At 38.1% G+C, this 13243-nt stretch carries 13 protein-coding genes; 2 read left to right on the top strand and 11 right to left on the bottom strand.

Translation table 11 applies throughout. From position 1 onward, the window contains the following. Window positions 1–107 precede the first annotated feature (107 nt). From G440_RS0118545 to G440_RS0118525, 5 genes are all read right to left on the bottom strand, one after another. Window positions 108–2234: a M3 family metallopeptidase gene (locus G440_RS0118545; protein ID WP_026452664.1), complete on the bottom strand. Its 2127-nt coding sequence runs from the start codon at window positions 2232–2234 to the stop codon at window positions 108–110. A gap of 140 nt (window positions 2235–2374) precedes the next feature. Next, a complete protein-coding gene (locus G440_RS0118540; RefSeq protein ID WP_026452663.1) occupies window positions 2375–3034 on the bottom strand; it encodes a uracil-DNA glycosylase family protein in 660 nt (219 codons plus the stop codon). Window positions 3035–3117: 83 nt separating this feature from the next. Next, entirely contained in the window at window positions 3118–3879 is a 762-nt protein-coding gene (gene yaaA / locus G440_RS0118535; RefSeq protein WP_026452662.1) for a peroxide stress protein YaaA, read from the bottom strand. Between the two features lie 166 nt (window positions 3880–4045). Further along, window positions 4046–5284 (bottom strand): alpha/beta hydrolase-fold protein, encoded by a 1239-nt coding sequence (locus tag G440_RS0118530; protein ID WP_169718977.1) that lies wholly within the window; start codon window positions 5282–5284, stop codon window positions 4046–4048. Between the two features lie 129 nt (window positions 5285–5413). Next, window positions 5414–6889 carry a potassium/proton antiporter gene (locus G440_RS0118525; RefSeq protein WP_026452660.1) on the bottom strand — a complete coding sequence of 492 codons (1476 nt, stop codon included), beginning with the start codon at window positions 6887–6889 and terminating at the stop codon, window positions 5414–5416. Between the two features lie 545 nt (window positions 6890–7434). Here G440_RS0118525 and G440_RS0118520 point away from each other — a divergent pair. Beyond that, window positions 7435–8232, top strand: coding sequence for a HipA family kinase (locus tag G440_RS0118520; RefSeq protein WP_026452659.1), 798 nt, complete (start codon window positions 7435–7437; stop codon window positions 8230–8232). Next, on the top strand, window positions 8210–8593 hold the full coding sequence (locus G440_RS0118515) for a DUF3037 domain-containing protein (protein ID WP_026452658.1): 384 nt from the start codon (window positions 8210–8212) through the stop codon (window positions 8591–8593). The genes G440_RS0118520 and G440_RS0118515 overlap by 23 nt, the downstream gene beginning before the upstream one ends. A gap of 272 nt (window positions 8594–8865) precedes the next feature. Here the strand turns inward: G440_RS0118515 and G440_RS0118510 are convergent, their stop codons facing one another. From G440_RS0118510 to abc-f, 6 genes are all read right to left on the bottom strand, one after another. Further along, entirely contained in the window at window positions 8866–9243 is a 378-nt protein-coding gene (locus G440_RS0118510; RefSeq protein WP_026452657.1) for a PH domain-containing protein, read from the bottom strand. Window positions 9244–9403: 160 nt separating this feature from the next. After that, on the bottom strand, window positions 9404–9910 hold the full coding sequence (locus tag G440_RS0118505; protein WP_026452656.1) for a DUF4251 domain-containing protein: 507 nt from the start codon (window positions 9908–9910) through the stop codon (window positions 9404–9406). A gap of 82 nt (window positions 9911–9992) precedes the next feature. After that, window positions 9993–10358, bottom strand: coding sequence for a type 1 glutamine amidotransferase family protein (locus G440_RS21665; protein ID WP_342663979.1), 366 nt, complete (start codon window positions 10356–10358; stop codon window positions 9993–9995). A gap of 179 nt (window positions 10359–10537) precedes the next feature. Further along, the gene (locus G440_RS21660) at window positions 10538–10663 is read right to left on the bottom strand and encodes a hypothetical protein (protein WP_342663978.1); all 126 of its coding nucleotides are present in this window, start codon (window positions 10661–10663) and stop codon (window positions 10538–10540) included. A gap of 20 nt (window positions 10664–10683) precedes the next feature. Continuing rightward, window positions 10684–11394, bottom strand: coding sequence for a flavodoxin family protein (locus G440_RS0118495; RefSeq protein ID WP_026452655.1), 711 nt, complete (start codon window positions 11392–11394; stop codon window positions 10684–10686). A gap of 113 nt (window positions 11395–11507) precedes the next feature. Beyond that, complete coding sequence (gene abc-f, locus G440_RS0118490) at window positions 11508–13145, bottom strand: ribosomal protection-like ABC-F family protein (protein ID WP_026452654.1); 1638 nt, start codon at window positions 13143–13145, stop codon at window positions 11508–11510. Window positions 13146–13243 lie beyond the last annotated feature (98 nt).

Here is a 13243-nt window from a genome sequence, read left to right as displayed (position 1 = left end):
GCACGAATAATATTATCAAAAAAAGCCCTCAACTTTCGTTGGGGCTTTTGCATTATATCTCACATTTACACAAACATTCGTGTATTCGTGGCCAAATTTTTTAATCTCTATTTCAAGCCTCTAGCCTTCAGCATTGGTCCGATTTTTGGATCGCTACCACGCCAGTCTTTATACATTTTCTCAAGATTTAGGGTATTTCCTTTGGAAAGCACCATATCACGGAAACGCTGTCCGTTTTCACGGGTAAGTCCGCCGTGGGTTTCGAACCAATTGTAGGCATCGTGATCGAGCATTTCTGTCCAAGAGTAAGAATAGTATCCCGCAGCATAACCACCCGCAAAAATGTGGGCAAAGTATGTGGAGCGATATCTTGGTGGTACTGCATGCACCACATCAAGTTTTGTTTTATGCAAGGCTTCTTTTTCAAAAGCATCAACATCGTCTATTTTCTTATCTGCTGAGATAGTATGCCATTGCATATCTAAATTGGAAGCGGCTAAATTTTCAGTAAGACTATAACCCTGGTTGAAAGTTCCCGACTTCTTAATTTTATCAATTAATTCCTGAGGAATTTTTTCACCTGTTTTATAATGAACTGCATAGTTTTTCAACACCTCTGGGTATAACGCCCAGTTTTCGTTGAACTGTGAAGGGAATTCCACAAAATCACGTGCCACTGCAGTACCGGAAAGAGAAGGGTATTGCTGGTTTGCGAAAAATCCGTGAAGCGCATGGCCAAATTCGTGGAACATGGTTTCTACTTCGTCATAGGTCAATAACGCAGGTTCGTTACCAGAAGGTTTTGGAAAATTACAAACATTATAGATTACTGCTTTTTTATTGTACAGTTTAGATTGTGTTACAAAATTAGACATCCACGCGCCTCCTCTTTTGGATGGACGCGCAAAATAGTCTGCGTAGAAAAGTCCGAGCTGATCTCCATTCTCCTCAAACAATTCATAAACCTTTACATCTTCCTGATAGGTTGGAAGGTCTGTTCTTTCTTTAAAGGTAATCCCGTATAATTTAGTTGCTGCGAAGAAAACACCGTTTTCCAATACATTATTCAATTCAAAATAAGGCTTTATTTGATCCTCATCGAGGTCGTATTTTGCTTTTCTAACCATTTCGGCATAATAGTTCCAGTCCCAAGGTTCTAAAGTGAAATCTTCGCCTTTAGACTTAATCATTTTCTGAATCTCGTCAGATTCTACTTGTGCTTTAGCAGTGGCGGCTGCAATAAGTCCTGCAAAAAATTTGTTTACTGTTTCAGGAGTTTTTGCCATTGTTTTCTGAAGGCTCCATTCAGCATAATTATCAAAGCCTAAAAGTTTGGCTTTCTGTGCACGCAATTCAACTAAGTCCTTAATTAGTCCTCTGGTGTCGTTCGCCCCACCATCCGCACGCATCCAAGCTGCATTAAAAAGCTTCTCCCTACTATCTCTGTTGTCCATAGACTGCAACAACGGCTGCTGCGTAGTGTTTAGCAAAGGAACAGTCCAACCGTCACCATCTTTATTTTCAATTGATTTTAAGTAATCTGCATCAACGCCAGCCAGTTCCTCTTTGTCGGTAAAAGTTACAGCACCGGCATTGTTTGCATCCAATAAGGTTTTTCCAAATTTGGTGGTAAGCGTAGCCAATCTTGAATTGTAATCTTTCAATTTGGTTTTGTCATCGGCAGAAAGATTAGCTCCCGCTATTTCAAAGTCTTCGTAATAATTCTCCAGCAATTTTAAAGATTCTGGATCTAAGTCAAGCGAATCCTTTTGATCGTAAAGTGTTTTAAAACGTTGAAATAATTTTTCATTTAAATAGATCTCATCATTTTGAGCCGCGAATTTAGGTGCCATTTCTTCTTCAATGGCTTGTAGCTTTTCATTTGTATTAGATCCTGTAAGCCCATAAAATATTTGGGCAGATCTGTTCAAAAGCTCTCCACTTTTTTCAAGTGCAAGAACCGTATTATCAAAAGTAGGTTCCTCTTCGTTATTAACGATTCCCTCAATCGCCTTCTTTTGTTGTTCCATTCCTTCAAGCATTGCTGGCTTGAAGTTGTCATCCTTGATTTTTGAAAAATCAGGCGCACCATAAGGCAATGTACTTTCCGAAAGTAACGGGTTTTCAGTGTTGCTCATTTCTTGTTCACTTTTGTTCTGATCTTCTTTTTCTTTTGAATTATTACAGGCAACCAGAAGAAGGGCCATGGTAACAATGGGAATTACTCTTTTCATTTTTTGTTGATTTTTTAATGGAAATGTAAAGATACAAAAACGACCTAACAAAATTCTAGATCCGTTATCTAAGCTATATCGTAGAATATGTAGTGGTTTACATATCAAAATGAATAGAAAAACTGGAGCCTAGGATGATCTCAAAAAAAGGGCTTGTATTGCTCTACTCGGAAATCTATGGTCGTTTTTTCTGGGAATTCGGCTTTCATCTTTTTATAAGCCTTGAGACTGCCAACTGCTCTATTTGCTGCTCCAGAGGGAGCAATTAAAGAAACGGTCCTTATTATTCTTTCGTTAGTAGGGAGTTGAAATTGATGGATACGAGGCACTGTATTAGAAATCAATTTCAGAGAAAGATTATATTCTTTAAGGTTTCTTCGGAAGAAATATTCCGGGCCATTTTTGCTATTGCCTCCGGTAAAAAGTAAGGTATCAATTTTAGGGTTTTGCTGAAGTATGGCAACCAAATCCCGCAGTTCCACATCCCGCATTCCAATATCCGAAGCATCCACTTTTTGGCGCTTGGCCGAAGCAACCATATCGCAAACCCCAATCCCTCTACTTTTAAGAAAATGTTCGCGCTGTGCAATAGCTTCAGCAGTGGTTTCAAATTTTAAATCTAATCTAAAGATTTTGTCCAAGATCTTCCAAAGCTGCCCATCACGACTTCCATAGCAAAAATCTACATCGTCAATTTTTAATTCCCCAGTTGTAAAACGCGGCGGTGGCAAAGTTCCAACAATTAGCTTTCTAGCGGTTTCAGGAATATAAGGCGGATATGGGTGGATGTGATGGAACAAATTAGGGTTGCAGGTTGCAGGTTTCAAGTTTCAGGTTAAATAATCTTATTATCTTATTACAATCGTCTTCATCTTCATTTCAACTACCTTATAAAAACAGGCTCATTTTCCTTTTCAGTATATTCTTCGCTATAACCATAGCCGTCAATATCAAAGGCTTTTAAATCGTCTAATGTTTTCACGTTGTTATCTATGGCGAAACGCGTCATACTTCCACGTGCTTTTTTCGCGTAAAACGAAATGATCTTGAGTTTACCATTTTTAAAATCTTTAAAAACTGGGGCGATTACGGGAACTTTTAGGTTCTTTTCATCAATTGCTTTAAAGTATTCTACACTCGCAAGGTTTATAAAAAGCTCATCATCTTCTAACTCTTCATTTAGAGTTTCAGTAAGCGATTTTTTCCAAAAAGCATATAAATCTTTTTTTCTATCGACGTGAAGCTTGGTGCCCATTTCCAAGCGATAAGGCTGCATCAAATCTAATGGACGAAGCATGCCAAACATTCCTGATAATATGCGCAGTGAATCCTGCAAGAGATCCAACTTTTCCGAAGGAATTGTGTAGGCATCCAATCCAGTATAAACATCGCCCGCAAAGGCGTAAACCGCCGGACGTGCGTTGTCCTTTGTAAACGGCGTGTTAAAATCTTTGTAGCGCTGATAGTTTAGCTCGGCCAATTTATCGCTGATGTCCATCAGTTCCGAAATGGCCTTTTTGCTTTTTCGCTCTAGTTTGTTGTTTATTAATTCAGCTTCTTCTAAAAATTTCGGTTGCGTAGCACGAGTTGTAGGAAGTTTGGATTTATAATCCAGCGTTTTTGCAGGGGAAACTACTATTTTCATTAAAATTCTTTTCTTCAAAAATAACGAAAAGAATCGGGGATTTGGGGTCTCGATACAAATTTGAATCCGCTATCGCTCCTTCAAATTCACTCGGCCACCGCGGAATAATAAGCTATGGGTTGTGAGCCGTGAGCTTGGAGCTTCCCATACTGCCAACTGCTCACTGCTACTGACCACTGACTACTTCCTTAGTTTCCAACAATTCATTGATTTGCCATTGCCTTGCATATTGCGCTTTTGCTAAATCAATTGCTTTGTCCATATTAAGAGTGGCATCGGCAGTATTCCCCTGCTCCATTTTTATCTTGGCAAGCACATTGTAACTGTCAAAATTATTTGGATTTATAGCCAGAGCATCGTTTAGCAACTCTTCTGCTTCCTTATATTTTTTATCAGAAACCAGTTTTCCTGCCAGATATGTATTAAAAAGAACGAAGGCATTTGGGTTAATTTCCTTAAGTGCAGTTTGAATTTTTTCACGCTCCTTATCATTTTTCTGAATTGTATAATTCGTGTACCCAAGAACACCTAAAGGAATATTAAAAACACTGCCGTATTGTTTTTGCACTTCGGCATAATGTTTTTTTAAAGCTTCGGCAGAATCAAAATAGCCTTGCTTGACGTGCCAAGTGCTAAAAATATCTGTCAACGCCCATTTATAGGTTGGGAGGCCTACGGAATTGTGAATTTCACCTGGAAACTCTTTATAATGAATATTCTTCTCCATAATGCTTTTCGGCACCTTTTTAAGAAACTTGTCCACATCCATTCCCTTTTCATTCGCAAGTGAAATAAATAAGTTTGCGGTGGTGGTTTCGGTTTTCCCCCAAGTATTTTTCATTATGGTTTCTATTGCATTCTTCCCCCAATACAGCGCCGGGCTGATGGCTATATAATTATTGAAAAGATCAGGGTGATTTATCGCGGTATTAATAACGAATATCCCGCCAACAGAGTGTCCACCCAAAATTTTATAATCTGCAGTTTTGTAGTTTTTATTGACATACGGAATCAATTCCTTTTCAATAAACCTTGCCATTTCTTCGGCATTACCGCTATCGGCGACGCCTTTAACCTGTGGTTTGCAATTTTTACGGTACTCGTTGGTTCCTTTTCCTGAAATTGCCACTAAAATCATTTCGGGAATAATTTCACTTATGGCGCCTTGCAATTCCAACAAACCAGCTACATACTGAAAGTTATAATCCCCGTCCAAAATATATAATACTGGATATTTCTCCTTTACAGTAGTGTTATAGGAAGGCGGAAAATAGACTGAAAACTCCCGGTCTTCTTGAAGAATTTCGGAATGCAGCTTATCTCTTTTTCCGATGGAAATTTCTTGGGAAAAAGTATTCAATGAGAATAATGATGTAAACAGGAGTAGGTAGATAGGATTTTTCATAATCATCTAAATAAACGAGAGTTAGACCTTCAATCATTAAATTTAAATAAAAATCTCAATATCTAGCAATAAATTAAAAATTCAGAATCTCTTACTGCCTGATAATACTACCACTGGATATTCTTTTTTTTACGCAGCTGAGAATTCTCTAATTTTAAGCGCTTTGAACACCTTTTTAATTCCTTTCTCATTTTCAGATAGGACGATCAAAACATCGTCGGCATTAATAACCGTACTTCCATTTGGCGTAATATACTTGTCATCTCTACGTATCATTGCAATAATCGCAGTTCGAGGAAATTCAATATCGACAATTTGTTTTCCAACCACTTTACTGCCTGAGGCAATTCCTATTTCACGCATCTCGGTCTTAGGGTGTTCCTCCATAAATTTTTCTGAAGGTGATAATATTTTCTCCTCGCTGGGAATACTCACTTTCAACCATTTTGCCACAATGGAAAGTGTGGTTCCCTGGATTAAAATAGAGGTAAGAGAAATGAAAAATACGATATTAAAAATCATCCCAGCCTTATCTATTCCTGCCAATAATGGATAAGTTGCAAACACAATTGGAACAGCACCTCTTAATCCCACCCAAGAAATATATACACGTCTGCGCATTTTCATTTTAAACGGAATTAAACTTATAAAAACAGCAAGAGGACGAGCCACAAAGATTAAGAACAAGGATATTATTAATCCAATGCCAATCACAGGAACAATATGCGATGGAAATACTAAAAGTCCCAAAGTAAGGAAAAGAACAATCTGCATCAGCCACGCTAGACCATCATACATTTTAAGGATTGTTTTCTTGTGAATTAGGTATTGATTCCCCAAAAAGACTGCACAGATATATATGGCTAGGAAGCCGTTTCCTCCCACAAAATCTGTAACGGAAAAAGTGATAAACATCAATGCAATTACAAGTACTGGATAGAGTCCTTCAAAATCCAGTTTTATTCTATTGATGATAACCTTGCTGAGTTTTCCAAAACCGAATCCAGCGATTGTTCCCACAATCATTTGCTGAAAAAACAACGGAATCATAGATGCAATCCCTTTGTCCTGATTTATTACCAAGCCGAGAAATGCAATGGTAAGTACATACGCCATCGGGTCGTTACTACCACTTTCCATTTCTAAGGTTGGCCGCAAATTGGCACGGAGCGCAAGGTTTTTGGAGCGTAAAATGGAAAATACCGCAGCCGCATCTGTCGAGGAAACGATGCTTCCCAAAAGCAAGCTTTCATAAATTGTAAAGTCGGTAACGAAATAGACGAAAGTTCCCAAGCCGACTGCTGTCAATAATACCCCTAATGTTGAAAGCGCAAAACCTTCCTTCATAATAGGTCTTACCGCTTTCCAATCGGTATCAAGTCCACCGGAAAATAGAATAAAGTTTAAGGAAATTATTCCAATTAGTTGTGCAATTTGCGGATCGTTAAAACTAATACCTATCCCATCTTCACCTGCCAACATCCCAATTCCTAAGAAAAGGACTAAGGTGGGAACGCCGAATTTATAGGAAGTTTTACCCGCTATAATACTTATAAAAAGTAGGAGAGAACCTACAAGCAAAATGTTTTCAATTGTAATATCCAATAAGTCTAAGTTTAAAAGTTTCGCATTTACGCAAAATACGAATTAAAAGGTTTTAAAAATAGCATCAAAGGCTTTCTGAGATGATGAAAATACAATTAATTTCTAAAAATGACGTAGGACGATAGGACGTAGGACTTAGGACACTTACAAGATTAGTAAATAACTCATCGGAAACTTAATTTGAAAAATGGGTATTCTGAAACATCAAATTAAAAGTGTGCTAACTCAGTTTAACCTGATCATCAACTTCTTATAAATCAAGTCTATCATCTAACTAAATTCAAAATTCTTAAACTCTGCGTTCTTTGCGGCTTTGCGGTAAAAATTGACCGCGGAGGCGCAGAGGTTCGCAAAGAAAAAAGAGCTTTAATAAAGAGAAGGTTCAATTACCGAAGCTAGATATAGTTCGTGATCTCAGGCCAACTCGAATGAAGGTCTTATATCTTATTCGGACACGACTAAGATTCATTAATTGAAACAAGTATTTAAATAGGTTTGCATATTCACAAATAAGCCTAATTTTACAAGCAAATAGCTTAAGGGCAATGACGACCAATAAAATAGAACTTCGTACTGTTAATGTTACGCGTTACATCACCCCACTTCGGGAAGGTGGTTCCTTGCCTGCTTTGGCCGAAGCGGACGACGATTTTAAATATGTTTTAAAATTTCGCGGAGCCGGCCACGGTGTAAAAGCTCTAATTGCAGAATTATTGGGCGGCGAAATAGCTCGAACTTTAAAACTAAAGATCCCTGAGCTGGTTTTCGCCAACCTAGATAAAGCCTTTGGCCGAAGTGAAGGAGACGAGGAAATTCAAGATCTTTTAAAAGGAAGCCAAGGCCTTAACTTAGCGCTTCATTTTCTTTCCGGAGCCCTTACTTTTGATCCCGTTGTTACTCAAGTAGATGAAAGGCTGGCTTCAAAAATCGTATGGTTGGATGCGTTTACTACAAATATAGACCGCTCCGTAAAAAACACCAATATGCTTATTTGGCATAAAGAACTGTGGTTGATAGATCACGGCGCCACCTTCTATTTTCACCATTCGTGGGATAATTGGGAGAAAGCTGCCATTAGTCCATTTCCATACATAAAAGATCACGTTTTATTACCACAAGCTTCTTTAGTTGAAGAAATAAATGCCGAAATGATTTCACTTCTCACCAATGACAAACTGAAGGAAATAACTAACCTCATCCCTATCGATTGGTTGGAGTGGGAAGGTTCTCAAATGGATTCCGAAGCAATTCGAAATGTATATTTTCAATTTTTAGTACAGCGAAGAAATTATTCAAACAACTTTGTAAAACAGATTCAAGATGCCAGGGAAACACTTGTATGAATATGCGGTAATTCGATTGGTACCTCGCGTAGAACGTGAGGAGTTTTTGAATGTTGGAATAATTATTTTCAGCAAGGGAGCTAAATATTTAAACTGTAAATGCCATATTGATACTGCAAAGCTAAACCTCTTTTCATCTGCACTGGAAGTTGACGAAATAGAAAAAAACCTTCAAGCATTTCATAAAATCTGCATCGGTGCCAAAGATGGAGGACCAGTGTCTCAATGGGAAATTCCCGATAGATTTAGATGGCTTACCGCCCTACGCAGTTCTTCAATTCAAACTTCTCGTCCACATAACGGATTTAGTGATGATTTAGAGGCGACTTTGGAACGGCTATTTGGGGAATTGGTGCTTTGAAAAAGGTTGAGGGGTTTAGGTGTTTAAAAGTTTATGAGTTGAGGAGTTTATGAGTTTAGTACAGACTGAAAGTCTGTTAAATTCGTGAGATTAAAGCCATACTGATTGCGTATCTGTTTTCGACAATGGGGATAATTTGTGTGAATTAGTGCTCCCGATGCTTCGGGAGTGGCAGTACTTTAAGCACGTTAGATAAAGTTCGTGATCTCGGGCGGGCGCTAGTGAAGGACTTATGTTTTAAATCCTTTTCTGGACAACAATGGATTTAAACACTACAAAACCTTCCCAGCCAAATACTTCTGAACTTCGTAGACATCGATACTTTTATTAAACTTCTTACTTACCGTAGGCGTGTCTTCACTGGAAATCCAGATTTTAAGTTCGGCGTCCAGATCGAAAGTTCCGGCGGTTTCTAATGAAAATCTTGAAATGTGTTTGTAAGGCAAACATTTGTATTCCACTTTACTCCCTGTTATTCCTTGTACGTCAATTAGAATTAAGCGTTTGTTTGTAAACATAAACACATCGCGAAAAAGCTTAAAACCAAGTTCTACCGCTTCGCCTTCAATTAAAAGACGAGTATATTTTTCGGTTAGTTTTTCTGAAGAAACTTCGCTGGCGTTTCCAAGGATTTTATTGAATAAGCTCATTTTTATTTAGTTTAAGAGTTGAGGAGTTTAATGGTTTAGAAGTTGATGAATATAGGATGTAATTACGAAACCTGCTGCCTCATTAAATATTACAAGGAACACTGAAAACTGCTACTGAATACTGCTCACTGATTACTGAATACTGACCACTGAATACTGATCACTGAACCGCAACAACTTCGCCTTGAAAAGTAATTGGTCCTCGATCATTACTGCTAATGGAAAGTGTGGCGTAGCCTGAAACACTTACTGACATTGAAACAGCATAGGTATCACTTTCCCCATTCACTGTTACCTTCACTTCATAGTCGTTTCCGTCTGAGATATTGAAATCTTTAGGCGCTCCTTCAAAGCGCATTCCTTTATCACGTCCCATCGTCATACCAGTATATCCTCTTCCATAAAATGGCAGATTACTTATAATTATTTCTGGCGAAAATGTCACGAAATAGCCACTTCCAACAAGATTCTTGGGAGTTCCGCCAGATGGAAATACAGTATTCGCGATAAACTCAAAAGTTTTTGAATTTAACAATTCTGCTATCGTTGCCGTAGCATTATTAATAGTCCCATTAATTGTATCTGCTTTTAGTTCCTTCTCCTGTGCTGAAACACTTCCAAGAATAAAGCAAAATAAGAAGCCAATTAGCATCTTTTGAGTTTTCATAGCTATTCCTTTTTAAATTCAATTATTGCTTACTGAGACTGAAAACTGCAACTTCCTTACTGTTTCCAATCTTGGAGTTCTTTCAGATATATGTAGGATTCCACAAAATCAACTTGCTCCTGCCCTGCATTTTCTTCAACAAATTTAATGCTGAAACATAGCTGATTAAATTTCCATTGGAAGATAGGTATTTTCCATCTTCCATAAAACGTACAACGCTATCATTTTGAACTTTTAGGTTAGGATAGTTTTTTTGAAGCTCTTCTCCACCACCAATCCAAGTAACGATTTTTCTACCATCTGCAATTCCGGATTCACCTATCAAATGCGCTCCTGCACAATTGCTGACGGTGTATTCTGTATTTTTATCTTGCTCTTTTATAAAATTGACAATTTTCGGATTGTGAACCTGCGTGTACATATCATAAGCGCTGGGCACAAAAAGCACATCTAGGTTTGGGCTGTTTTCAAAAGTGTAATCGGGAACAATCGTTAAACCTTCTTCCCATCTTTATTGGGCTTTGCGAAAACCTCCATAGTAGCGGTAACTTCGGTGGTTAGAACGCTGTTGTACATTAACAGACCAATTATTGGCAGGCTATCATTTATAGGTTTTAAAACATTTCGCTAAGCTATAGCAACAACTTCAGGATCTGCCGGGCTAGGTTCTGGACCGGTAGATTTATCTGTGTTGGAAAAACAACTAACAAGAATAAGTGAAAGCACGATAAGTGAAATACTTAACTTTTTCATAATACTACTTAGAGTTTGTTTTAACGATATTCAGGATTTTCAAAATTCCAGCGAGTGCCATCATCCCAATCCTTGCGAGAGTTGCCGTATTTAGGGTAACCGCCGTTCTCTTTTAATATTTTTGCCAGATGAAGCAAATTATACGTCATAAAAGTAGTATTTCTATTGGTGAAATCGTTGTTTTTTGCACCACTTTCTTTATCCATATAACTTGGTCCAGGACCAGCTTCACCTATCCAACCACAATCTGCTTGTGGCGGAATGCTGTAGCCAACGTGTTGTAACGAATATAAAATACCCATTGCACAATGCTTTATACCATCTTCATTACCTGTAATAATACAACCGCCCACTTTTCCGTAGAAATAATATTGACCTTTTTCATTTTGAAGACTGCTCATTGCATACAAACGCTCAATCAAGTTTGTGGCCACCGAAGATTTTTCTCCTAACCAAATTGGGGTGCCAACAATAAGAATATCCGCTTCATCAACTTTTTTCCAAATTTCTGGCCAGGCATCTTCTTTTGCGCCGTGTTCAGTCATATCTGGATATACGCCATAAGCAACTAGATGATCTACTAGGCGAATGTTTTCAAAGGAAACACCTTCGGCTTTCATTATTTTTTGTGAAACGTCCATCAAGCCCTGAGTATGGCTTTTGCGGGGAGATTGCTTCAACGTGCAGTTAATGTAAAGTACTTTTAGCTTTGAAAAGTCTGGTTTTTTCATGATTTTATTTTATTTCTAAAGATAACCATTATTCAACAAAAGGTTGTAATAACCATTAATTCTAAACTTTTAAACCTTCTAAACTCATCGACTCTAAACTCTTCAACCCACTTTTAAACCTTCAAATCAATCTCCTTTAAATTCTCAATTCTGTTGCGTTGAAGAAAATCGTCAATACTTTCAAAATGCTCAATTACGCGTTTATCTTTGAATTCGAAAACTTTTTCGGAAAGTCCTTGTAAGAAATCTCTATCATGGGAAACTAAAATCAAGGTACCGTCAAACTGAAGCAGTGCTTCCTTTAACACATCTTTCGATTTTAAATCTAAGTGGTTTGTAGGCTCATCCAGAATTAAAACGTTTACAGGTTCCAATAGTAATTTTACCATTGCCAAACGTGTTCTTTCTCCTCCGGAAAGCAAGCCCACTTTTTTGTCAATAGCATCGCCACTGAACATAAATCGTCCTAAAACGTTTTTTATCTGGGTACGGATATCGCCTTTTGCAACCTCATCTACCGTTTGAAAGACAGTCAAGTCCTTGTCTAAAAGAGCTGCTTGGTTTTGAGCAAAATAGCCCACTTTGGCATTGTGGCCTAAAGCACAGGTTCCCTCGAAATCAATTTCGCCCATTATGGCTTTAATCATCGTGGATTTCCCTTCGCCATTTCTTCCTACAAAACTCACTTTCTGTCCGCGGGAAATACTCATATTGGCATCGTTAAAAACAACGTGATCGCCGTATTTTTTGGTAAGCCCTTCCGCGGTTACCGGGTAATCGCCACTGCGCTGTGCCGGTGGAAAGCGCAAGGCCAAGGCTGAAGTATCTATTTCATCAATTTCAATAACTTGAAGTTTTTCAAGCATCTTCTCGCGGGAATTCACCTGATTGGTTTTGGAATACGTTCCTTTAAAACGATCAATAAACTGTTGCGTTTCGGCTATGAATTTTTGCTGTTCTTCGTAAGCTTTAATTTGGTGTGATCTTCTGTCTTCACGCAATTGCAAATAGTGGCTGTAATTTGCCTTATAATCATAGATTCGTCCCATCGTTACTTCAATTGTACGATTAGTGATGTTATCAATAAAGGTTCTATCGTGCGAAATAACGATTACTGCTTTTGCTTTGTTCAGCAAAAAGTCTTCCAACCAAATCACCGATTCAATATCCACGTGGTTTGTTGGCTCATCTAACAAAATTAAATCTGGCTTTTGAAGTAGAAGTTTTGCCAACTCAATCCGCATACGCCAGCCACCGCTGAATTCAGAAGTTAGCCTGTGAAAATCGCTTCGTTTAAAACCGAGTCCGCGTAAGGCTTTTTCCACTTCGGCTTCGTAGTTTATTTCTTCTAAAGCATAATATTTTTCGCCTAGTTCAGCAACTTTCGTGATGATGTTCATATAGGCATCACTTTCGTAATCGGTACGGATTTCCAGTTCTTTATTGAGGCGATCCATTTCGTCACGCATCTCAAAAATCTGTTTAAAGGCTTTAGAAGCTTCTTCAAAAACAGTGCAACTATCATCTGTCAAAAGATGTTGCGGAAGATATGCTATTACTGCATCCTTTGGCCCGCGAACATTTCCACGAGTAGGTTTTTGTACCCCTGCAATAATTTTCATCATCGTGCTTTTCCCGGCGCCATTTTTTCCCATTAGGGCTATTTTGTCGTTTTCGTTTACCACGAAGCTAACATCGCTAAATAGTGTATCACCACTAAATTCTACTGCAAGATTATCTATTGAAATCATATTCTAATATATTGTTTTTATTGACGTAGGACTGTTTCTATGACGTAGGACTGTAGGACGTAAGACAAACGTTTTAAAATTTAATCCGCAATTCTGTC

This window comes from Aequorivita capsosiphonis DSM 23843 (assembly GCF_000429125.1).
Classification (GTDB): domain Bacteria; phylum Bacteroidota; class Bacteroidia; order Flavobacteriales; family Flavobacteriaceae; genus Aequorivita; species Aequorivita capsosiphonis.
This window is presented reverse-complemented; position numbering and strand designations above follow the sequence as displayed.